The sequence below is a fragment of the Vibrio sp. MMG023 genome (assembly GCF_021654215.1).
GTDB classification, from domain to species: Bacteria; Pseudomonadota; Gammaproteobacteria; order Enterobacterales; family Vibrionaceae; genus Vibrio; species Vibrio jasicida.
The window spans coordinates 230,493-253,490 of record NZ_JAKFZP010000003.1 but is presented as its reverse complement, the minus strand read 5'-3'; the positions used below and the strand labels follow the sequence as shown (position 1 = coordinate 253,490).

Here is a 22,998-nt window from a genome sequence, read left to right as displayed (position 1 = left end):
AACGCTGACTTTCTACCATCTTTGCCCAAAAAGGCAGCATTCAACGTAAAAACGTAAGAAAAACGCTTTACAGCCGGAGCGAGTTTGCTATGATGCGCTCCGCACTTGAGAGATGTGTTGGGAAAACAAATCTTAAGTATAAAAATACCCTGGAGGGGTTCCCGAGTGGCCAAAGGGAGCAGACTGTAAATCTGCCGGCACTGCCTTCGATGGTTCGAATCCGTCCCCCTCCACCATATTCTTTCTTATGTTTTTCCTTTGAACGTGAGAACAACTTGGAAGCTAGGTTGGGAAACTAACATCTAAGTATAAAAACACCCTGGAGGGGTTCCCGAGTGGCCAAAGGGAGCAGACTGTAAATCTGCCGGCACTGCCTTCGATGGTTCGAATCCGTCCCCCTCCACCATATTCTTTCTTATGTTTTTCCTTTAAACGTGAGAACAACTTGGAAGCTAGGTTGGGAAACTAACATCTAAGTATAAAAACACCCTGGAGGGGTTCCCGAGTGGCCAAAGGGAGCAGACTGTAAATCTGCCGGCACTGCCTTCGATGGTTCGAATCCGTCCCCCTCCACCATATTCTTTCTTATGTTTTCCTTGAACATGAGAACAACTTGGAAGCTAGGTTGGGAAACTAACATCTAAGTATAAAAATACCCTGGAGGGGTTCCCGAGTGGCCAAAGGGAGCAGACTGTAAATCTGCCGGCACTGCCTTCGATGGTTCGAATCCGTCCCCCTCCACCACATTGAAAAAGCCAGCTCATTGAGCTGGCTTTTTTCGTTCTATAGCTATAATTTTTCAATGGCTTACCTTAACGAAAGATCATTAAGAATCGCGCGTTGAGTGAGGCTAGATTTAGCCAAATAGTAAGTAGTACGACACCTAGGTACTTTTAACTAGCTCTGCTTGAGAGGGAATCCAAGTGTTAGTTGGTTTATTTAGGTCAATGGAATCAAGCCATTGATCATCTCCGTTAGCTTTATCTTCACTATTCCCTACTGTGCGACTCATCGCTGCCTCATAACAACCCTATTAAAGTCGACTTCAACCACTCGTACTGTCTCGATAGATTTAGAGTCTCTGATCTTCAGGCATAAAAAATCCCGCACGAAAGCGGGATTTTATTAAGACTAAATTGAATACTTAAGATAATTAACCTTGAATACCGACGATCAACCACGGTGCATTTGGCACAGTTAGGTCACGCTCTAGGTGCCAGATATCTTCGATTTCTTCTTCGACACCTTCTTCAGCATCACGGTAACGACCACTGAACTGTAAGCTGAGCTGTGCCTTACTTGCATCATAATCTGCACGAACAATTTCAGCATCAACGTACATCACATCTGTGTGCTGCTCACCATCTAACTTCGCACGTTCTGCTTTCAAGTCTTCGAATAGGCTTGGTGAAACGTACTCTTCAATTGTATGAAGTTGGTTGTGGTTCCACGCGCCTTGCAGGATTCGGTAGTGCTCACGAGAGCCGTTGATGAATGCCGCTTGGTCAAAACCCGGTGGGTAGTTATGCGGGATATCAGTTTGTGCGCCGAAACCACCAAAGCCACCAGCATTTGTGTTTGGTTGTTGTTCAAAATTCTGCATGTTTGGCTGCTCGAACTTCGTGTTGTTACCACCAAAGGCTGGCTGCTGACGATGCTGATTCATACTGCCCTGCTTAGCACCAAGCATGCCTCGCATCAGTTTGAAGATAACGAATGCGATCAAACCAATGATTAGGATATCCATAAACTGGATACCTTCAAACGCACCACCAAAGAATGCTGCCAGAAGACCACCAGCAAGAAGACCACCAAGTAAGCCGCCCATCAAACCTTTTTTGCTTGATGATTTAGCACCTTGTTCTTTACCAATGGTGTTTGTGTTTTGTTGCTGCTGTTTAGGAGCAGGCGCGGTTTTGTAACTCTTACCAAAAGACTTACCACCACCAAATTTCTTCGCTTCTGCGATAGGCGTTACGGCAACAGTAAACATCAGTAGGGCGACAATCGAAAATAAACGTTTCATCGTTATCCTTAAAATTGACGATATGTACTTAATCATGCTGATTGATGATGAAGCAAACAAGCATCCATATCAGTAGCACGCTAAATATGAGATATGACCATCATACTCCGTCAGATACAACAATGAAACATTCCATAATAGAAGACATGTATCAGAATATTGCCAAGCAATAGGTTTCTGACTGGTTTGTGTTATTGACGGTGATTCAGTAGCTGTCTATCATATTGAACGTTGTTCAATAAGTAGTTTTAGATTATGGCGCGCAGAAACGATCACACCAGAGAAGAGTTAGTCAACTTGACCCTTACTACGGTCAAAGACTTTTTAGACGAAAACTCTTACCACGAGCTCAGTCTTCGTAAGATTGCTAACATGATTGGTTACGTGCCAAGCACTTTAGTAAACATTTTCGGCAACTATAACTTGTTGCTTTTACACGCGGTTGCTCAAACGTTAGATGAGCTACAACAAGAAGCAGTGAAAGCGACCAAGAACAGTAAAGATGCCCATCAGGCCTTATTTGAACTGGCTTATTGTTATCACGATTTCGCGCAAAAACACCCGCATCGTTGGCAGTTAGTTTTTGAGCACAATATGAATGGCGCAGAACTTCCTGAATGGCATGCAAAACGCATCGACGGTATGACTGGCATGCTAGAATCCTTACTTGCTCAAATCGCACCGCACCGTACTGAGTCTGAAGTACTTCAAGCGAGTCGCGTATTGTGGTCCGGAGTACATGGAATCACGCTACTAAGCGTTGATGATAAGTTTTTCTCTAGTGAACCTATTGATGGTAAAGAGCTTATTGATAACCTGATTTCAAACTATCTGATCAGCTGGTAATAAAGGATTATTCATGTCATCAGACAGCCAGTCGTCCTTGCTTAGGCAACGAAAGTTCCTTCCCTATTTTATTACCCAGTTTTTTGGTGCTTTCAACGACAATATCTTCAAAAATGTGCTGTTGCTGTTTGTCGCCTTTGCGGGGTCTAGTGCACTGCCCGTTTCTAGCAACTTATTTATCAACTTAGCCGCTGGCTTGTTCATCCTCCCGTTCTTTCTATTTTCCGCATCAGCAGGGGTGCTGGCAGATAAGTATGAAAAATCTTGGTTTATCCGCAAGGTAAAACTGTTCGAGATAGGCATAATGTTGCTTGGGGCTGTAGGTTTCATTACCGAGAGCTACGGTGTTTTACTCCTACTGTTATTCCTGATGGGCACGCAGTCAGCATTCTTCGGCCCAGTCAAATATGCATTGCTACCACAACAACTTAACGAGAAAGAACTCGTTCCGGGCAATGCACTAGTAGAAGCTGGTACCTTTATTGCTATTTTGATCGGTACACTAGGCGCTGGGCTAATTACTTCCGCAGATAACGCTAAATACCTTGCTGCATTTTGTGTGGTTATCTTTGCCCTTCTTGGCTACTTATCAAGCCGTTCAATTCCCTTTGCTTCCGCTAGCGCTCCCGATATTCAATTTAAATGGCAGCCATACAAACAAACCAAACACACGCTTTCTATTGCCAAGTCTGACCGCATCGTCTTCCAATGCATCATGGCAATCAGCTGGTTCTGGTTCTTAGGCGCGGCTTACCTCACCCAGTTCCCTAATTTCACGAAAGAGTATTTGAATGGTACAGAGAGCGCGGTTTCATTTCTGTTAGCTTTGTTCTCGGTCGGTATTGCTGTTGGCTCAATGGCCTGTAACTGGCTCTCAAACCACAGAATTGAAGTAGGAATCGTACCGATTGGTGCTCTAGGTATCACCATATTCGGCTTCTTGATGGCGACATCTATTCCTACAGACTTACCTCGATTTCATACCTTTGTTGAGTTTGTAAGCTTCGACGCTTTTTGGCCGCTGTTCTTCTATCTACTAATGATCGGAATCTCTGGCGGCTTGTTCATCGTACCGCTGTACGCGCTTATGCAACACAGAGCAAAAGAGACAGAGCGAGCACAAGTCATTGCGGGGCTAAACATCTTTAACTCGTTGTTTATGGTGGGTAGCGCAATATTGGGTATCGTCTGCCTAAGCGTGCTTGAAATGACCATCCCCCAATTGTTCGCTCTATTGGCTGTTTTAAATTTCTTAGTTGCGGCATACATTTTCCTGCAAATCCCAATTTTCGTTGTGCGCTTTGCTATGTGGGTAGTCACTCACACGATTTACCGCGTAAAACACAAGAATTTGCACCACCTTCCTGAGCATGGTGGTGCATTAATCGTATGTAATCATGTGAGTTATATGGACTCGCTACTATTAAGTGCGGTTTGCCCACGCTTGATTCGCTTTGTGATGGAAGAAGATTACGCCAACCTTCCACCTCTACGACGTTTTCTTCGCCGAGCTGGCGTGATTCCGATCTCGGCCAGCAATCGCACTTCTATTCGTCGTGCATTCAGTGATGTTGAGGCGGCACTAAGTGAGGGGCATATTGTGTGTATTTTCCCTGAAGGTCGTTTGACATCAGATGGTGAGATGAACGAGTTTATGCGCGGTATAGACATCATCCTTCGTCGTAGCCCTGTTCCAGTGATACCAATGGCGTTGAAAGGCTTATGGGGCAGCTACTTCAGTCGCGCAAAAGGCCGAGCATGTAAGGGCTTACCAACGCGTTTCTGGTCTAGACTGGAAATCGAAGCTGGTGCACCTGTCGATCCAAAACATGCCACAGCACAAGCTATGTTTGAGAAAGTAAAAGCACTTCGCGGCGACTGGCGCTAAACTCAAACAGAACAATTCTTAATTTTTGAACATGCGTTTAGCTTTTCTGAACGCACGTTCAATTCATTAAGACTTTCTGACCATAGGCGTTACGATATACTCTGCGCTTTAACTCACTACAACGAAGACACCCTTGAATACAAAGAATATCCCCTTTGGATTGGCACTGCTGTTTTGTTTAACCCCTTTTGTGTCCTCTCCTATCGCGCTTGTGATCGGTTTTCTTTTGGCGAGTTTTAGCCTAGTACCGACAGAGCTTCCTATTGCTTCATTTACCAAGAAGCTGCTTTCTTATTCCATTATTGGTTTGGGCTTTGGGATTCACTTTGACCAAGCTCTCGCGGTCACGTCTGATGGAACAGGTCTAATCATCGCGACCATCCTTGGCACACTTGTGATCGGCATGATGATTGCCAAAGCAATAAAACTTGAACGCACAACGGCGTATTTGATTGCTTCTGGTACTGCCATTTGTGGTGGTAGTGCGATTGCTGCTGTCGCTCCAGCGATCAAAGCAAAGGACGAACAAATCGGTCTTGCACTTGCAACGGTTTTCGTTCTGAACTCACTGGCGCTGTTTATCTTCCCTGTAATTGGTCACGCTATTGGTTTGGATCAGCATACGTTCGGAACGTGGGCTGCGATTGCAATTCACGATACCTCTTCCGTTGTGGGTGCGGCATCTGCTTACGGTGAAGAAGCATTGACTACCGCAACCACATTGAAGCTTGCTCGCGCATTGTGGATCATTCCTGTCGCACTGATCAGTGCCGTGATCTTTTCTCGTGGAAACGGTAAAGAAGGTAAAAACAAGTTAGTGATTCCTTACTTCATTTTCTGGTACTGCGCTGCTATTGCATTCAGCGACTTCTTCCCGCAATTTGAAGTGGTATATCAAGGCATCTTTGCTACTGCTAAGCAAGCGCTTGTGGTGTGTCTGTTCTTGATTGGTTGCAGTATTTCAGTATCGAAGCTGAAGTCGGCAGGGGCAAAACCATTATTGTTTGGTGTCACACTGTGGGTGCTGATTTCTACAACATCACTCGGTTGGCTACTGCTGAGCTAAACCTTAATTAACTTTCTGTGGCTGGGTGAGCTCTGCTTTTTTCGCGCTCTGGTTTTTGTGTACCAACACTAAAGCTATCGCGACCAGAAAGGCGGTTAGCTCAGCCAATGAGCGCGTTAGTCCCTCAGTGCTCATCGCAAGGCCAATTTGTAGCAACACCGCTGCCACTAAAGCTAATTTGATCATCCTGAACCTTATGCTTTATTTCTTAAACTTTAAGCATAATTATGATTCAGAGTTATAAGGATTCGAAATTCCCTTTTCGACTAATTCATTGCTAAATCAACTAAGTTGGCTCTCCACCCATGAAATGAAAGTCTTCACTTTAGGGCGGTGCTCATACCCAGATGGACAGAGTAAATCATACCCCTGCTGAGTATCCATCGTAGGGTAAGGGCTCACTAGTTCTCCTTTGTCTAAGAGATCTTTGACAAACCGATAGCGTCCCATCGCAACGCCAACGTTATTTCTTGCAGCTAACACAGCCATATCACGGTGACTAACACAATAAAAGTGTTGGAAAACATCCACATCTAATGCCATGTGAGACACCCACCTCTGCCATACGTCAGAGCCTAATGCATGAATAAAATTAATACGGTGTAGAGAGGCGAGCCCATCTTCTAAAATATTCATCTCTTTCATGTACTGCGGTGTGCAAACAGGAATGTACTTTTCACCAAACAATCGCTGACGATAAACATCCACAAGGTGCTCAGTATCATAAAAGATAGCCACATCGATCTGATTTGTTACAAGATCTAACTGACTTTCTTGCGCAAATAGATTGAGATTGAAACCTGGGTAATGGCGCTTAAAGTCCGCAACCCTTGGCATTAACCAACCGTTTAAGAATCCTGGAGAGGCGGCAATGTTTATCTCGCCCACTAAATCCGTCGACTTTATTTCTTCAATCTCATTAAAAATGGTACTGAGCGATGTAGATAACGTCTTTTGAAAACGACGCCCTTCCTCTGTCAGCTCAAGCTTTCTCGTACCGCGAACGAACAAGGTAAAACCCAGCTCTTGCTCGAGTACTTTAATGCGATGACTAACCGCACCTTGGGTTAAATGCAACTCCTTCGCTGCATGAGTAAAGCTAAGGTGCTTCGCTGCGATACTAAAGGTATGAAGATTCCTAAGCAGTAATTGTTGGTTAGCCATGACACACCATGCATTAAAAATATTAATTCATGATAGTAGTGAATTCGTTTGTTTGCGTCGATAATTAAGTTTCAAATAGTCCCTAGAAATTTAATAAAAACGCCAATTTCCAGCATAGATCATATTCTGGGAGGCATTAAAAATTATAGGGGCAAATATGAATATACTCGGCTACATGCAAAAAGTCGGTAAGGCGTTGATGGTTCCCGTAGCGACACTACCCGCTGCGGCAATCTTGATGGGCATAGGCTACTGGATTGACCCTGTCGGGTGGGGCTCAGAAAGCGTACTGGCCGCATTTTTAATCAAATCTGGTGGTGCCATCATCGATAACATGGCGGTGCTATTTGCCGTCGGTGTCGCTTTTGGTCTAAGCAGAGACAAGAATGGCTCTGCCGCACTTTCCGGCTTTATTTGTTTTATGGTTTTAACCACATTGCTTGCGCCAGGAACGGTCACTCAACTGATGGGCATCACAGCAGATGAGGTGCCTGATGCGTTCAACAAGATTAATAACCAGTTTATCGGTATCTTAGTTGGCATAATCTCAGCGGAGATTTACAACCGTTACTCTGGAGTCGAGTTACCTAAGGCATTAGCGTTCTTCAGTGGAAAACGCCTAGTTCCGATCCTAACTTCTATTGCTGGTATGGCATTGGCCTTCGTTCTGCTTTACGTTTGGCCTGTGATTTACGATGCACTGATCATTTTCGGCACTAAGTTGGAAGCAATGGGCGCTGTCGGTGCCGGTCTTTTTGGTTTCTTCAACCGCCTGATGCTGACCATCGGCATGCACCATGCGCTTTACCCAGTGTTCTGGTTTGATGTAGTTGGGATTAATGACATTCCAAACTTCCTCGGTGGAGCACAATCTATTGCGAATGGCACTGCGGTTGTTGGCCAAACTGGTATGTACCAAGCAGGCTTCTTCCCTATCATGATGTTTGGCCTGCCGGGCGCTGCGCTTGCGATGTACCACTGCGCAGATAAAGAGAACAAAAACAAAGTATTTTCTATCATGCTTGCCGCTGCAATGGCGTCTTTCTTCACAGGCATCACCGAACCACTAGAGTTCAGCTTTATGTTCCTAGCGCCTGTGCTTTACCTAATCCACGCAGTACTAACGGGCATTTCTATGTACATTGCTGCAAGCATGCAATGGATGGCAGGCTTCGGTTTCTCCGCTGGGTTCGTAGACTTTGTGCTTTCAAGCCAAAATCCACTAGCAACCAAATGGTACATGTTGATCCCACAAGGTTTAGTGTTCTTCGCTCTGTACTACACGATATTCCGCTTCGCGATCGTTAAGTTCAACCTACGCACTCCCGGTCGTGGCGAAGACATGGAGAAGGAAGTAACAGAAAACGTTGGCGAACTTGCAAAAGATTACATTGCCGCTATCGGTGGTGCAGATAACATCCTAGAGGTAGACAACTGTATTACCCGCCTACGCTTAACCGTAAAAGATTCCTCACTGGCTGACGAAGCAAAACTAAAACAGCTCGGCGCAGCAGGTGTAGTTTGTATTGGTAAAGGTGGCCTGCAAGTCATCATCGGCCTAGGTAAAGTAGATAAAGTAGCGGAGCAAATGAAAGTCGCCCTCGCTAACTAAAGAATTGTGGTGACTCACCATCACCACATCCCCCTGAAGTGCAATAACGCTTAGTCACCGTTTTGCACTTCATTTTTTAACCAGTCTTTTACCGCTTTGCGCGATACTTTAATTCCTCCAACCAATAAGGTTTGAGGCATTACGTAATACGCGACTGGCCATTTGAATTTTTCTAGCTTAGTTTGCAGGTGTTGCTCGTATTGAGCTTTGTCCAGTAATGAATCCGTCTGCATCACTGCTACTGGTCGATGTCCAAATTCCACATCTTCTACCGGTACAACGATGCTCTGCGAAACACTCTCTATTTGGTTCAGTGCCGCTTCTATCTCTTCACAATGAACGTTTTCACCACCAGAGATAAATTGGTTATCTGCTCGACCAATAATCTTGAGTTCATCCCCTTGCCACTCTCCGAGATCCTTACTGTCGAACCAACCGTTTTCATTCAGAAGCGAGGTAACTGAGCCTTGTTTGAAATAGCCTGCTGCTAGCGTTTGCCCACCGATATAAATACGTTCTTCCACCAGCTTAATATCGCGATTTTGCAATAGGTGACCCGCGTTACTGATGCTATCGATTTGCTTTGCCGTTACGGTAGAGGCCGCTTCTGTCATGCCATAACCCAGCCAAGTTTCAATACCCTGCTGTGTTGCTCGCAGTGCGAGTTCATGGGCAACATGACTGCCGCCGAGTAAGACATGCGTGAGAGACAATTTGACTTGTTCATCCAGTAAACGCTTAAGCTGGGTCGCAACGAGAGAGGCATGAGAGACACCAAGAATATCATCAGCAAGATTTCCGCTTCCTACCTTAAGCGTTGCGCCTGCAAATAGCCAACGGTAGACAATCGCCAAGCCTGACACGTGATAAAGCGGCAAGGAAAGCAGCCAAGTATCTTGATGGTTGAATTGGAATTCGCTTAACAGACCTTGAGCAGAAGCAAGGTGCTGACGATGAGTATGCACCACGGCTTTAGGGGTGCCCGTCGAGCCAGAGGTAAACACAATAGACGCTAAAGCATCATGTGCGTAGCCTTCGTTTGAAGTGCCAGCATCACATTGCGATTCGCTATCCAGAGTCGAAAGTTGGATGATACCTAGTTGCGATAACTGCTGTTCAGAGTAGCTAGCGGCAACACCATCAGCAAACCACACAAAACGTTGTTGAGTTGGCTTATATAGCGTCGTTAACTTACCTGCAAGTGCCTCAAAAGGCTGCGGCATGGTCAACGCAGCAATTGCGCCTATCTGCTGAGCAGCAAGATAAAACCACAGGGTTTCAACTTGGTTCTTACCGACTAGCGTCACCAAGTCTCCACTCGCGACACCCTGTTGTTGAAGGTAGCGAGCGTACAAATCGACACGAGCAGTCAATTGTTGCCAGTTAACTTGCTCTTTGGTCGTCTCAAGCGCAATAGAAAAAGGGCTCACTTGAGCCCAATATTTCCATGGTGCAATCGCAATAGTATCTATGCTGAATGCCACACTAACTCCTGCTCAGATAGCGGAAGAACTGGAAGTTCACATTTAGGCCAACTTTGCTCTAGCTGCACTTTGAACAAACCAATCGTATCCAAACCTGGGATCTCATTAGGTAGTTGCCATTGTGCTAAACGAGCAAGTTGGTTCAGGCCAAGGCTTGATTCAATGCTTGAGCTGATTACGGCTTTAATACCTAATGTCTTCGCCTTTTCAATCAGCTTAATACAGAAATCAACTGAGCCGATCAGCATTGGCTTGATGATGATGGTTTTTACGCCAGTGAGATCTTCTAAGCTGAAATCTTCACGGCGAACCGCATCTTGCAGTGTTTCATCCCACGCGATTGCAATACCCGTATTGATTGCAAAAGACAGGCTATCACCCGGAGAGCGGCATGGCTCTTCCAAGAAGGTAATACGCTGGCGTAGTGATGGTGCAATATACTTAGCAAACTGCTGGGCTTTTTCTGGCGTCCAAGCGCGGTTAGCATCAAGACGAAGCGTCAGCTGTGGAATCGACTCAAGGAACAAGTTCACTAGCATGCCGTCACGAATAGGTTCGTACAAACCCACTTTTACTTTCGCGACTTTTTCGCCTTCCATTTCGTTCAGTTTCGGGATCAGATCGTCTGGATCACCGTTACACAGAGGGGCGACTTGGTACTTACCTTGTGCAGGTAAACCGCCTTCAAGTTCCAACTGGGCCATAGACAGACCAAAAGCAACCGATGGATACATGTGGTTGTAATCTAAAGGCAAGTTTGCCACCCAACGCTCTGCTTGCGCTTGCAGCTGAATGCCCGCTTCCTCAGTGCCTTCTAGGCTGAAGCCAACCAAAGGGGCAACTTCACCGCGACCAACCTTGTCACCGTCCGTTAATTCAAGGATATAACCTTTACGTTCCGTCAGCTTGTTATCACGTAGTATTACGCCACTGTCCATTGGTAGACAGTAACGGTAAATCTTCGCTTTACGCATAATTCGAATCCTATGTAATGCCGTATATTCTGAGCTTTTTAACGAGAGAACTCGCAGTCTCCCAGAGGGCGAGACGCTCAGGACGAAAAACGAAACAGAGGAGCACAAAGGCTCCTCTTTCTTTACGGATTATGGGTTACGAGGGAACTTGTCGAAGTCTGGGCGACGTTTCTCGTTAAATGCGTTACGGCCTTCTTGGCCTTCATCTGTCATGTAGAACATCATGGTTGCGTTACCAGCCAGTTCTTGCAAGCCCGCTTGACCATCACAGTCCGCGTTCAATGCGGCTTTCAAGCAACGCAATGCCATCGGGCTGTGCTGTAGAACTTCACGACACCAACGAACGGTTTCTTTTTCTAAGTCTTCTAGTGGTACAACCGTGTTTACTAGACCCATGTCTACCGCTTCTTGAGCATCGTAGAAACGACATAGGAACCAGATTTCGCGAGCTTTCTTCTGACCTACGATACGAGCCATGTAAGACGCGCCCCAACCGCCATCAAAAGAGCCCACCTTAGGACCAGTTTGACCAAATTGTGCATTCTCCGCCGCAATCGTCAGGTCACACATCATGTGCAACACGTGACCACCACCGACAGCCCAACCTGCGACCGATGCGATCACTGGTTTTGGACAAGTACGAATATCGCGTTGGAAGTCTAATACGTTTAGGTGGTGCGTACCTTGGTCGTCTTTGTAGCCGCCGTAGTCGCCACGGATCTTCTGGTCACCGCCAGAACAGAACGCATCTTCACCTAGACCTGTCAGGATGATCACACCAACAGTCGAGTCATAACGCGCATCTGCCAGTGCATCAATCATCTCTTTTACAGTTTGAGGACGGAAAGCATTACGTACCTGTGGACGTGCAATGGTAATTTTCGCGATACCATCAACAGACTTGTGATAGTGGATATCCTCGTATTTCTCGCTGCAATCTTTCCATTGAACCGGAGCGTAAAGTTCTTCTTCAGAAATGCCTACTGTTTTAGCCATGGTGATTCCCATTGTTCTCGTTGCTCTCACTGAAAGTGAGAATGAATTATTTGATTAATCTGTATCGCAAACTTCTGGGGTTGCTCTTGATGAGCGTTATGCCCTGCTCCATCAATTTGTCGATATGCCAACCCGCTCATTTCTGCCAGTTGACTGAATTTTTTGTCTTTAGCACCGCACACGTAATACAGCGGAACCGCTTGTTGTTGCAGTGCTGGTAGCAAATAACCTTGCTTAGCCAAAGAAGTCGCAAGCAACATATCTGCGACTGACGAGCCAAGATTAGCACTTCGTTTTGTCACTAATGTTTGTCTTTGCTCATGGTTTAGTGAAGAAAAGACCAACTGTTGGTACCAATCGTTCAAAACACAAGCAAGAGGCTCAATTTTGAAACGCTTTGCCCAGCGAGTGTCATTCTTTAATCTGGCCTGCTTATCTGACTCGTTTTGTAGACCGAAGTTTCCTCCTTCAACAATGGCACCACAAATATTGAGATCTGAAAAACACTGGTGCGCAAGGCCATGCATAGCAATGCGTCCCCCCATTGAGTAACCGATCAAAATAAGCGGCTGTTGTGAAGGAAATAGTAAAGATAGTGTGGAATTGAGCAATTTGCAGCAATCATCTAGATCACTGCAAGAAATAGATTGGCTTTGACCATGACCAGGAAGGTCAATCGTCACACGTTCGAATTGAGGTAACGCGTTTGAGCATAGATGCCAATCCGCTCCGCTACCTAACAAGCCATGCAAAAACACCAGAGTAGGCAAAGTGCTACCTTGGTGCTTTTCCGTTGCTGAAAAGTGCTCAGAATAGAGCATGCAAATTCTTGTTGAACGATTTTAAATGCTCAACAGCTTGGTTAGACGGCGTTTGCACTTCAATCACCAATGCGCCTTGCCCTGAAGCAAAATGCTCAAAAACCAAAGATTGGTATTCTGCTAATGAGCTTGGTTGACGATACTCTAAACCAAACTGCTTCGCGGCGTGCTCAAAGTCGTAACCATGAGGCATTTGGTAGAACGACTCACGATGTTCATGCGGCACCGGCAGTAAATCAAAAATCGCGCCGCCATCATTGTTCGTAATCACCAACACTGACGGTAACTTACTGTGCGTAAACAACGCCAGTGAGTTCAACCCATACAATGCCGACGTATCGCCAATAAACATTAACATCGGGTTCTGGCGCGCGCGTTGCACCCCGCTTGCCGTTGCAAACAGGCCATCAATGCCTGAAGCACCACGGTTGGTAAACACTTCAGTATTGTCGAGCTTACCAAACATATCAATTAAGCGAACAAATAAGCTGTTACCCACAAACAGGTCAACACCTTTTGCGCGCTCTGCAACGTCAATGGCTAATGCAATCTCGCTTAGCTCACTCTTAGGATCAGAAACAAACAAACCTTTTGCATGCTGCGTCACTTGCTTAATGTCAGTCGCAAGGTCGTCTGCCCAACCAGTATATTCCGATTCAAACTCTGTGGTACGTTCTACCCAAGAGCTCGGTTGTTCAGCCCAATGCCATTGTGGCAAGTGGCTTTGATTATCACGGTCTAAACGTGGAGAAACATACCAGTACTGAATATCTCTACCATGTTGGCTACGCGAAACATGTTTATCGAGCCAATGGTTAAAACGCTTGGAGATGATTCGGCTACCAAATTGAACCACTAAATCACAGCTATCTAACTGGCTCGCCAATCTTGGATGCTGCAACCACATATCAAAATGGGCCCAATCCGAACTCACACCACTTTGAGGATCAGCCAAAACAGGCCACCCCATTTGCTCAGCAAACGAACGTGCAGCCTGTGCTTGAGCTAAAGGCAAACTCCCAATGACCACGATACCTTTGTTGTCACCACAGCTTGGAATCGCACTGTTCGTTTTCGGGTTGAATCGTTGACAATAAGTCACGCGACTTTCTTTCCAACCAGCAACCGTATCGAGGTAATCTTGGTGAGTACTTTTTTCTACGTTTGAGTATAACGGCTCAGGGAAGGCACAGTTGATGTGTACCGCACTGCCTTTTAGCCGCTGCGTGAACATCACTTCGTCCACAGAGGTCAAAAGCCAGTTGAGTGGCGTAGACAATGTCGGGCTTGGCAAATTCAGACTGTCAGAAACATGCTGTGAGAAAATACCAAGTTGATTGATGGCTTGATTTGCACCACACCCTACCAACTCGACTGGTCTATCGGCAGTCAATACCACCAGCTTTTCACCAGTGAGTTTTGCCTCTGCAATAGCGGGCAACAGATTGGCGACGGCAGTACCAGAGGTCACGATCAATGCCACAGGCTCTCTACTGGCTTTTGCTAGCCCTAATGCCATAAAACCCAAACCACGCTCATCAAAGTGCGTGTGAATGGTAAAATTTGGATTATCCGCCGCCTCCACCGTTAAAGGGGTAGAGCGAGAACCTGGTGCAATACAGATATGATTTACACCAAAGCGGTTTAATTCTGTCAGGATGGTTTCAGACCAAATTCGATTTAAAACAGCTTGATCAGCATTCATGATGCAACCCCAAGCGGTGGGTGGTCTGAAATAAGAGAAAGTAACGTTGACATTTTTTTATCTAACTCGGCCCATTCATGCTCTGCAATGGAACCTGGAACAATACCCGCGCCAGCAAACAGTTGAACTTGTTCTTCAAGGATCAACGCACTTCTGATTGCGACACAAAACTCTGCACGCTCATGGCTGATATAACCCATGGAGCCTGCATACCAGCCGCGTGCAAACGGCTCATTATCTAAAATAAACTGCATCGACTCTTTACGGGGCAACCCAGCAACAGCGGCTGTCGGCTGTAAAGCAGAGAGTAACTGAACGCCATTAATGCCCGTTTTAAGATCCGCATGGATATTACGCTTTAAATGCTGCACTTTTCTCAGGCGAACCAAACGAGGATCAGTTTCAACTTCAACGCTTTCTGAGTGGGGTGAAAGACGTTCAATAATGTCGTCCACCACATACTGGTTCTCATTGAGGTTCTTAGAATCTTGAGATAACCAGTTCGCCAATTCCATATCTTGAGTCGCATTCTCGCCACGGCCTATCGTACCGGCCAATGCTTCTGTATGTAACTCGTGTCCGATACGCGAATACAAACGCTCTGGTGTGGATCCCATAAAGCTGTGTTTACTGTCTAAGCTCAACAGAAAATGAAAACTATGATGGTTGTTGAGGTAGCTCGCTTTCAATAGCTGCGCAGCAGAAAGTGTCGAATCTAAATGAACAGTCGATTTGCGAGCCAACACCACTTTTTTAAACTCGTCATTGTCGATACCAGTGAGCACCTTCTCTACCAAATCATTCCATTGTGGCTTCGTCGGAGCGTGATCAATCGAACGGATATGAGAAGAGATTGGCGCTAAGCTAGGCACATCAGAGACCAGCTTTTTCAAGCCTGCTAATGTACGAGTTTTATCTTCTGCGATATTCACCGCAAGTGACCATTGCTGGTCAAACCGAATCAACTCAATTTGCGGAAGAAAAAAGAAGGATGGCATACAGCGACGATTTTTCTCGTGCTGACCGTCAAATGAACGACCGCCCCATACGCGTTGGCCTTCACCAAGGATCGTATAGGCAGGTCCAGGCTCGACAAAGGAGTGGAGTTGGCCTAGAGCAACAACTTCTTCACGAGTATCACGGGACTGCCAGTAAAACTTGGGAAAAAGTGGTTGTGCTTCAAGCCAGTCTATAAACGCGAAATTGGGTTTCTCGCTGAGTGGCTCGATTAAACGTGTTTGATTGCCTTCCGTTTGCTGAACTCGCTCGATAATTCTATTTACGGCTTGATGGAACTGTGACAAATCAACCTCGAAACGTGTGAGGATAAAGGATAACTGACGGCTACTCTAAGTTTAGACCCAAAGCAAATCAAGGTCGTATACGATCTTTTGCAAATTCCTGTGATACCAACAGAACAAAACTTAATCACCAAACGGATAATTTACAGATTTTTATTCTAATAAAAAACAAATTATTGTATTTTAATAAAGAAATTAACGATTTTTTAGGAATTAAGCAATGCAAAATATCGGGATGTCGTCAAAACTCGACAATGTCTGCTACGACATTAGGGGTCCTGTACTCAAACATGCTAAACGCATGGAGGAAGAGGGGCATAAAATCCTAAAGCTAAACATTGGTAACCCCGCCCCATTTGGTTTTGACGCCCCTGATGAGATTCTAGTAGATGTCATTCGTAATCTGCCAACTTCTCAAGGCTATTGTGATTCCAAAGGCATTTATTCGGCGCGTAAAGCTGTCGTGCAGCACTATCAGCGCAAAGGCATCCGTTCGTTAGATGTTGAAGATGTATACGTTGGTAACGGTGTATCAGAGCTGATCGTGATGGCGATGCAAGCATTACTGAACAATGGCGACGAAATGCTGATCCCTGCGCCAGACTACCCGCTTTGGACGGCATCTGTTGCTTTGTCTGGCGGTAAACCTGTGCATTATATCTGTGATGAAGGGGCAGACTGGTACCCAGATCTTGAAGACATCAAAAAGAAAATCACGCCAAAAACCCGTGGTATTGTTCTTATCAACCCGAACAACCCAACAGGTGCGGTATACAGTCGTGATTTCCTATTAGAAGTTATCGAGATTGCGCGCCAACACAACCTGATCATCTTCGCTGATGAAATCTACGACAAAGTCCTTTACGACGGCGCGACACACACCTCGGTTGCAACGCTAACAGAAGATGTATTGGTAATGACGTTCAACGGTCTTTCAAAAGCGTATCGCGTTTGTGGTTTCCGTGGCGGTTGGATGTTCCTAACGGGTCCTAAACATCTAGCACAAGGTTACATCAATGGCTTAGAACTGCTTTCTTCGATGCGTTTATGTGCCAACGTACCAATGCAACATGCGATTCAAACCGCATTGGGTGGCTACCAGAGTATTAATGAGCTGATCTTGCCGGGTGGTCGTTTGCTTGAGCAACGTAACCGAGCTTACGAACTGATCAACCAGATCCCTGGTGTTTCGTGTGTGAAGCCGAAAGGTGCGATGTATTTGTTCCCGAAAATCGACACCAAGATGTACAACATTAAGAATGACCAACAAATGGTGCTCGACTTCTTGAAGCAAGAAAAAGTACTTCTGGTACAAGGTTCTGGCTTTAACTGGCCGAAACCGGATCACTTCCGTATTGTTACACTGCCGCACGTAGAAGATCTCGAAACCGCGATTGGCCGCTTTGAGCGTTTCCTATCAACGTATAGCCAGTAGTAATTACTGCTGATCTCTCATATGCTTAGAGGAGCTCCCAGTGAGCTCCTTTTTCGTATCAAATACCAATGTCACTTACGAACGGTTTGTGGGATCGGTACATAGGAGAGTGCAATGAAAGAAAGCCATTTTTTCGCCCACTTGGCCCGAATGAAACTCATCCAACGCTGGCCACTGATGCGCTCAGTCTCGCCAGAAAATGTCTCTGAACACAGCTTACAAGTTGCCTTCGTAGCGCATGCCCTAGCATTAATTAAAAACAAAAAATTCGGCGGTATACTAAACCCTGAACGTATCGCTATACTCGCCATGTACCATGATTCGAGTGAAGTACTCACTGGGGATCTACCGACCCCCGTTAAGTACTACAATCCTGAAATTTCTAAAGAATATAAGAAGATTGAAGCAGCGGCAGAACAAAAACTGCTCTCGATGTTACCTGAAGAGTTTCAAGATGATTTCGCACCCTACTTGCTCTCGCATTCCGCTCATGAAGAAGACGCTAAAATCGTTAAGCAAGCAGATTCTATCTGTGCGTACCTTAAATGCTTGGAAGAACTCAGTGCAGGTAACCACGAATTTGCCTTGGCAAAGAAACGCTTAGATATCACATTGCAAGAACGCAAAACACCGGAAATGGAATACTTCCTTCATACCTTTGCCCCAAGTTTTGAATTATCACTGGATGAAATTAGCTAGTTGATGGAGAGAAATGTGTCATTTGAATTAAACGCTTTATGGCAAGAACGCCATGATGATGAACATAAAATCCGCCGCGATGACCATCGTAGCCCGTATCAACGTGATCGTGCACGCATTCTGCATTCTGCAGCATTTCGACGCTTACAAGCGAAGACCCAAGTGCATGGCAACAGCTTAGAAGATTTCCACCGTACCCGTTTGACCCATTCCCTTGAAGCGGCACAACTGGGCACAGGCATTGTCGCTCAACTGAAAAAGAAACAACCGGAATTCCGAGACTTACTGCCCTCAGACAGTTTGATCGATTCATTGTGTCTCGCACACGACATTGGTCATCCCCCTTATGGGCATGGTGGTGAAGTCGCCTTAAACTACATGATGCGTGATCACGGCGGCTTTGAAGGCAATGCTCAAACCTTCCGTATCGTCACCAAGCTTGAACCTTATACCGAGCACTTCGGCATGAACCTATCACGTCGCGCTTTACTCGGTTTAATAAAGTACCCAGCTCTGCTTAGTCAAACACGCTCCACACGCCTACCGGACCCGGTTGAGCATCAACGCAAACTCAAAGCCAAAGATTGGAGCCCTGCAAAAGGCATTTATGATTGCGATAAGGATTTATTCGATTGGGTCATTGCGCCACTGACCGAAAACGACAAAGCACTATTAAGCCAAATGCGTTGCCGCCCTGAATCAGACTTGGAGCACTGTAAAACTCGGTTTAAGTCTTTGGACTGCTCAATCATGGAGCTAGCGGACGACATCGCCTATGGCGTACATGATTTAGAAGATGCCATTGTGCTTGGTATGGTAACTCGACAGCAGTGGCAAGAAGGGGCAGCAAGCCAGCTTGCCGATTGCGGAGACCCTTGGTTTGAAGAACACATCGGTTCCATCGGTCAAATGTTGTTTAGTGGTAAACATCATCGACGTAAAGACGCGATTGGTGGCATGGTTAACGCCCTATTGACGAGTATCTCAATCAAAGTAGTTGATGAGCCATTCAATAACCACTTACTGGCTTGGAACGCCTGTTTAGAACCTCATATGGCAAAAGCACTAGAAGCATTGAAACACTTCGTGAGCCAATATGTGATTCAAATTCATCAAGTACAGATTGTTGAATACAAAGGCCAGCAAATCATCATGGATTTATTTGAAGCGCTCAGTGCAGATCCTGAACGCTTGCTACCCAAACACACTCAAGAACTTTGGAAAGAAGCAATGGATGAGAGTACAAAAATGCGCGTCATTGCAGATTACATCTCAGCGATGACCGACGGCCATGCACAGAAGCTGCACCGTCAGTTGTTTTCTTCAATTGTCTTATAGAGAATGCTCTATAGATTCGCTACTCACCTTTCAGATAGTTCTTCTCAAATACGCCCGGAGGCATCTGGGCGATTTGAAATTCAATCATCTTCTCAAAAGCAATCAACAAAGGAGTAAGATCCTTGCTAGGTTGAAGTAACGAGAGCGCATGAAACCCCGCTTCTACCGTCGACAAGCTGTTATCAGAAGGCGCTTTACGAATCGTATAATGACCTTGTAAGTCTTCCGGTAGTTTAACCGTCTGGATAGTATGAAGGTTCGTCGACAGTTGCCACATCTTGTAGGCTTTCTTCCAAGTACCGTCGAGTAAGATTAAACGTGTTTTCTTATCGGGCACTTCTGCAACCGTCGCCAATTCTGAAAGGCACAACGATTGCTCTGAAGGGTAAAGAATGAAATGTTGGTAGGTTTCATCTTCAAGCAACGCATTCAAGGCCGCACTGTCAGAAAAGTCTTCTCCAATCAGGCAAGTACAATGATTTAGGCTCAAATTGAGAATCCGTGCCGTACCAAGAGGACGATGTTCTTCACTCGTATGCTGAAGAATGATAAGTTCAACCTCGCTTGCTAGCGGTACAATCCATTGGCAAATACAGGCTTTGCGCGATTTTCCACACTGAGAACAATAACGAGACATAGAGTGAACCTTTATACATTGCTGAGCATCATCAGCGTTATCTGTTTAATTCTTCAATTCGAACCCATGGCAAGTCTGACTGAATGGCATGCTTACAATATACGCCATGGCGAATGGTGGCGAATCGTAACAGGAAATCTCACGCATACCAACTTTGCTCATCTCGGCATGAATCTCGCTGGATTATGGGTTATTGGTTTTATCTTTCGACCGACAGCACGTAACTTCACCATCGTATTTTTGATTCTTTGTTCATTTGTCGGTGCGATAAATCTTTTTACCAATATGTCAGTTTATGTCGGGTTGTCAGGTGTATTGCATGGACTCTTTGGTTTCTGGGCGCTCAGTGAGGTTTTCGACGGCAGAAGAAGCAGTTTGGTGTTGGTAGGTGGCTTAATTGCAAAAGTCGCGTGGGAGCAATTCTACGGCCCCTCCACTAGTACTGCAGCTATGATTGGCGCACGTGTTGCGGTTGACGCTCATTTATTTGGTGCAATTGGTGGTTTAGGCATGGCTTGGTTGGAAAAGTTAATGCATCGCCGGATCTTTGGTTAAACCAGATAAGCGATCTTTGGACTTCCTCAAATTTAAATCTGACCAAATAAAAAATCCCGAACCGGTAATGAGGATTGGTTCGGGAAAGCAGTAATAGGAAACAGAAACTTCGCTTTTCAATGGCCAAAATGTATTTACAGCAAAATTCGCTCTTGGTTTTTCTTCACCGTTGCTTCCCCAATGCCTTTCACTTTGCTTAGGTCCGCTGCCGTTTTGAATGGACCGTGCTCTTCACGATACTCTACTATCTGTTCGGCTTTCTTCTCGCCAATACCATTAAGTAATGTCGCGATCTCTTCCGCTGAAGCGGTATTCACATTAACAGTAATCTCAATACCTTCGTATTTCGACGATTTCGACTTTGTTGTCTCACCGCCGGCCGCCCATCCCACTGGTGTCAATAGCATTAAGCACAGCGTTAACATCCATTTCATATTGAGTGCTCCTCCTGAGTTATCTTGTCAAAGTACTGACTACTCTAGATAAACCGAGCACGGCATTGAAGTGACTTCAGATAAAAATAAAACGGGCCGCTAATGCGACCCGTTTTAGTTAACATGCAAATTACATTCGTAGTGCTTAGTTGCTCACAACAAAGTACTCGATGTCAGTGTTTGCGCGTAGTACTGCGATAACAGAAGTAAGATCTTGTTGTGAAGAAGCACGTTGCATCTGCATTGCTACTTGCTCTTCTAAAGAAGCATCTAGTTCAGCTTTCACAGCATCAAGCTCGATAACCACGATGTTACCAGCAAGGTCTTTTGACTGACCGTATACAGGCTTGTCATCAACTGGTTTCGCCATAGCAAATACTGTGCTCGCCAGTGGAGAACGACGGTCTACGGTTTCTTGCTCACCAAACGTTAGATTGTTTTCAGCAAGGATAGCCGTGTTGCCTTCTTTAAGCGCCGCAACCACTTTCGTACCTAGTTCGATTGCGCCTTGCTCACCTTTAACGCGAGATAGCTCAGCAACCACTTGGTCTTTCACTTCGTCTAGAGGAAGTACGGTCTCGTCACGAGCATCTTCAACGCGAACAACAATGATGTGCTCAGGCGCGACTTCGATTGCTTCAGAGTTTAGACCATCTTCTTTCACTTCTGGGCTTAGAATCGCCTGCATTACTGCTTGGTTCTTAAGCACTTCAGGCGCGTCAACTTGAGAAATGAAGTCTGTCGTTTTCACTTCTTGGCCAACCGCTTTAGAAGCGTCGTCTAGAGAGTCAGGGAATTCAAACGCCACTTTCTCTAGCTCGTTTTGTAGCTCGTAGAATTGATCAACTGCTTTTTGGTCAACCATCTCTTGTTTGATTTCAGCTGCGACTTCAGAGAAAGGCTTAGCAACAGAGTCTTTAAGCTCTTCAAGCTTGATGATGTGGTAGCCAAAGTCAGACTTCACTAGACCAGTCACGTCACCAGGGTTCTTAAGTGCGAACGCCGCTTCTTCGAATGCAGGGTCCATTACATCGCGCTCAATCCAACCTAGGTCGCCGCCGTTTTCAGCACTGCCAAAGTCGTCAGATTTTTCTTCTGCTAGCTTAGCGAAATCTGCACCACCGTTAAGTTCATCAAGAATGGCTTGTGCTTTCGCTTCATCATCACCTTCAACTAGGATATGTGCGACGCGACGTTGCTCTTCTGAAGAGTATTTGTCTAGGTGATCATCGTAGTATTTCTTAACTTCTTCGTCAGAAACTTGGATTTGCTTTTTCAGTGCTTCAGCTGATAGTTCAATGTAAGCGACTTTTACTTGCTCTGGGCGAGTAAACATATCTGGATTTGCTTTGTAGTACTCTTGAATTTCTTCATCAGTAAGATCTACTTTTTTAGCAAACTCAGCTAAGTCGATAGTCACAGTACGAACGTCACGAGTTTGTGTGAACAGCTTACCTTCTGACTGAACTTCACCTGGTAGAGTGAACTCACTGGTTTGTAGAGCGTTAAGCAGTTGCTCACGAACCAATTCACGACGCATGTACTCTGCAAATGAATCTGGAGAGAAACCAGCACGGCGCAAAGAAGCTTGGTAGATGTCTTGGTCAAATTGGCCGTTAGACTGGAACTGAGGCATGTCTAGAATCATGCTACGTACTTGAGCATCGCTAATGCGTAGACCTAGTGCTTCAGCTTGTTGATCAAGCAACACATCGTTGATCATACGATCTAGAACTGATTTGCGGAAAGATTCAACGTATGCAGGGTCTGCTAGCAACTGAGAGAAGTTGTCACCCAATTGAGCTTGCATGCGGTTACGCTCATTTTGGTAAGCCATTTCGAACTCACCACGAGCGATCTCGGTATTACCTACTTTCGCCGCAGAGTTGTTGTTACCACCAACAATGTAGCTACCTACACCTGCAAATACGAAAGATAGAATGATAAGTCCAAGGATAATTTTGACCGCGATGCTATTCACGCCTTCGCGTAGTCGATCCATCATAATTTAACTGCT

The 22,998-nt window shown here is 45.5% G+C and carries 20 protein-coding genes and 4 tRNA genes; 12 read left to right on the top strand and 12 right to left on the bottom strand.

The window, feature by feature from the left end:
• The first annotated feature begins 151 nt into the window (after positions 1–151).
• The 4 genes from L1076_RS10870 to L1076_RS10855 all read left to right on the top strand — a co-directional run bounded on the left by L1076_RS10870 (position 152) and on the right by L1076_RS10855 (position 744).
• A tRNA-Tyr gene (locus L1076_RS10870) sits at positions 152–236 on the top strand.
• A gap of 85 nt (positions 237–321) precedes the next feature.
• Positions 322–406 (top strand) — tRNA-Tyr (locus L1076_RS10865).
• Positions 407–491: 85 nt separating this feature from the next.
• Positions 492–576 (top strand) — tRNA-Tyr (locus L1076_RS10860).
• An 83-nt stretch (positions 577–659) separates the two neighbouring features.
• Positions 660–744, top strand: a tRNA-Tyr gene (locus L1076_RS10855).
• Between the two features lie 409 nt (positions 745–1,153).
• Here L1076_RS10855 and L1076_RS10850 read toward each other — a convergent pair.
• On the bottom strand, positions 1,154–2,026 hold the full coding sequence (locus L1076_RS10850) for a TIM44-like domain-containing protein (protein WP_042602159.1): 873 nt from the start codon (positions 2,024–2,026) through the stop codon (positions 1,154–1,156).
• Between the two features lie 255 nt (positions 2,027–2,281).
• Here L1076_RS10850 and L1076_RS10845 point away from each other — a divergent pair, with 255 nt between their 5' ends.
• The 3 genes from L1076_RS10845 to L1076_RS10835 all read left to right on the top strand — a co-directional run bounded on the left by L1076_RS10845 (position 2,282) and on the right by L1076_RS10835 (position 5,826).
• Positions 2,282–2,872, top strand: coding sequence for a TetR-like C-terminal domain-containing protein (locus L1076_RS10845; protein WP_038865527.1), 591 nt, complete (start codon positions 2,282–2,284; stop codon positions 2,870–2,872).
• A gap of 13 nt (positions 2,873–2,885) precedes the next feature.
• A complete protein-coding gene (locus tag L1076_RS10840) occupies positions 2,886–4,760 on the top strand; it encodes an MFS transporter (RefSeq protein WP_237303601.1) in 1,875 nt (624 codons plus the stop codon).
• A gap of 160 nt (positions 4,761–4,920) precedes the next feature.
• Positions 4,921–5,826 carry a putative sulfate exporter family transporter gene (locus tag L1076_RS10835; RefSeq protein WP_054756939.1) on the top strand — a complete coding sequence of 302 codons (906 nt, stop codon included), beginning with the start codon at positions 4,921–4,923 and terminating at the stop codon, positions 5,824–5,826.
• Positions 5,827–5,829: 3 nt separating this feature from the next.
• Here the strand turns inward: L1076_RS10835 and L1076_RS10830 are convergent, their stop codons facing one another.
• A complete protein-coding gene (locus L1076_RS10830) occupies positions 5,830–6,012 on the bottom strand; it encodes a hypothetical protein (RefSeq protein WP_038865532.1) in 183 nt (60 codons plus the stop codon).
• A gap of 96 nt (positions 6,013–6,108) precedes the next feature.
• Positions 6,109–6,990 carry a LysR substrate-binding domain-containing protein gene (locus L1076_RS10825; RefSeq protein ID WP_038865535.1) on the bottom strand — a complete coding sequence of 294 codons (882 nt, stop codon included), beginning with the start codon at positions 6,988–6,990 and terminating at the stop codon, positions 6,109–6,111.
• Between the two features lie 157 nt (positions 6,991–7,147).
• On the opposite strand from L1076_RS10825, the gene nagE reads away from it, so the two are divergent.
• Positions 7,148–8,602 (top strand): N-acetylglucosamine-specific PTS transporter subunit IIBC, encoded by a 1,455-nt coding sequence (nagE, locus tag L1076_RS10820; protein WP_045408767.1) that lies wholly within the window; start codon positions 7,148–7,150, stop codon positions 8,600–8,602.
• A gap of 50 nt (positions 8,603–8,652) precedes the next feature.
• Here nagE and menE read toward each other — a convergent pair whose 3' ends face one another.
• The 6 genes from menE to L1076_RS10790 form a co-directional block, all read right to left on the bottom strand.
• On the bottom strand, positions 8,653–10,086 hold the full coding sequence (gene menE / locus L1076_RS10815; RefSeq protein ID WP_045408764.1) for an o-succinylbenzoate--CoA ligase: 1,434 nt from the start codon (positions 10,084–10,086) through the stop codon (positions 8,653–8,655).
• Positions 10,071–11,060 (bottom strand): o-succinylbenzoate synthase, encoded by a 990-nt coding sequence (menC, locus tag L1076_RS10810; protein ID WP_045408762.1) that lies wholly within the window; start codon positions 11,058–11,060, stop codon positions 10,071–10,073. Before menC ends, menE begins: the two co-directional genes overlap by 16 nt.
• 129 nt (positions 11,061–11,189) lie before the next feature.
• Positions 11,190–12,056: a 1,4-dihydroxy-2-naphthoyl-CoA synthase gene (menB, locus tag L1076_RS10805; protein ID WP_054756937.1), complete on the bottom strand. Its 867-nt coding sequence runs from the start codon at positions 12,054–12,056 to the stop codon at positions 11,190–11,192.
• A 26-nt stretch (positions 12,057–12,082) separates the two neighbouring features.
• Positions 12,083–12,877 carry a 2-succinyl-6-hydroxy-2,4-cyclohexadiene-1-carboxylate synthase gene (gene menH / locus L1076_RS10800; RefSeq protein ID WP_054756935.1) on the bottom strand — a complete coding sequence of 265 codons (795 nt, stop codon included), beginning with the start codon at positions 12,875–12,877 and terminating at the stop codon, positions 12,083–12,085.
• Positions 12,864–14,582 (bottom strand): 2-succinyl-5-enolpyruvyl-6-hydroxy-3-cyclohexene-1-carboxylic-acid synthase, encoded by a 1,719-nt coding sequence (gene menD, locus L1076_RS10795; protein ID WP_237303600.1) that lies wholly within the window; start codon positions 14,580–14,582, stop codon positions 12,864–12,866. The genes menH and menD overlap by 14 nt, the downstream gene beginning before the upstream one ends.
• A complete protein-coding gene (locus L1076_RS10790; protein ID WP_237303599.1) occupies positions 14,579–15,886 on the bottom strand; it encodes an isochorismate synthase in 1,308 nt (435 codons plus the stop codon). The genes menD and L1076_RS10790 overlap by 4 nt, the downstream gene beginning before the upstream one ends.
• Positions 15,887–16,103: 217 nt before the next feature.
• Here L1076_RS10790 and L1076_RS10785 point away from each other — a divergent pair, with 217 nt between their 5' ends.
• The 3 genes from L1076_RS10785 (at position 16,104) to L1076_RS10775 (ending at position 19,355) form a co-directional block, all read left to right on the top strand.
• Complete coding sequence (locus L1076_RS10785) at positions 16,104–17,318, top strand: pyridoxal phosphate-dependent aminotransferase (RefSeq protein ID WP_005437583.1); 1,215 nt, start codon at positions 16,104–16,106, stop codon at positions 17,316–17,318.
• Positions 17,319–17,432: 114 nt separating this feature from the next.
• The gene (gene yfbR / locus L1076_RS10780) at positions 17,433–18,017 is read left to right on the top strand and encodes a 5'-deoxynucleotidase (RefSeq protein WP_042604605.1); all 585 of its coding nucleotides are present in this window, start codon (positions 17,433–17,435) and stop codon (positions 18,015–18,017) included.
• Positions 18,018–18,020: 3 nt separating this feature from the next.
• Positions 18,021–19,355 (top strand): anti-phage deoxyguanosine triphosphatase, encoded by a 1,335-nt coding sequence (locus tag L1076_RS10775; protein ID WP_237303598.1) that lies wholly within the window; start codon positions 18,021–18,023, stop codon positions 19,353–19,355.
• Between the two features lie 19 nt (positions 19,356–19,374).
• Here L1076_RS10775 and L1076_RS10770 read toward each other — a convergent pair whose 3' ends face one another.
• Positions 19,375–19,992 carry a DTW domain-containing protein gene (locus L1076_RS10770; protein WP_038865547.1) on the bottom strand — a complete coding sequence of 206 codons (618 nt, stop codon included), beginning with the start codon at positions 19,990–19,992 and terminating at the stop codon, positions 19,375–19,377.
• Positions 19,993–19,995: 3 nt separating this feature from the next.
• Here L1076_RS10770 and rrtA point away from each other — a divergent pair, with 3 nt between their 5' ends.
• Entirely contained in the window at positions 19,996–20,547 is a 552-nt protein-coding gene (rrtA, locus tag L1076_RS10765; protein WP_054756931.1) for a rhombosortase, read from the top strand.
• A 134-nt stretch (positions 20,548–20,681) separates the two neighbouring features.
• Here rrtA and L1076_RS10760 read toward each other — a convergent pair whose 3' ends face one another.
• The gene (locus tag L1076_RS10760) at positions 20,682–20,981 is read right to left on the bottom strand and encodes a helix-hairpin-helix domain-containing protein (protein ID WP_039978302.1); all 300 of its coding nucleotides are present in this window, start codon (positions 20,979–20,981) and stop codon (positions 20,682–20,684) included.
• A gap of 145 nt (positions 20,982–21,126) precedes the next feature.
• Entirely contained in the window at positions 21,127–22,986 is a 1,860-nt protein-coding gene (gene ppiD, locus L1076_RS10755; protein ID WP_038865553.1) for a peptidylprolyl isomerase, read from the bottom strand.
• Between the last annotated feature and the right edge of the window lie 12 nt (positions 22,987–22,998).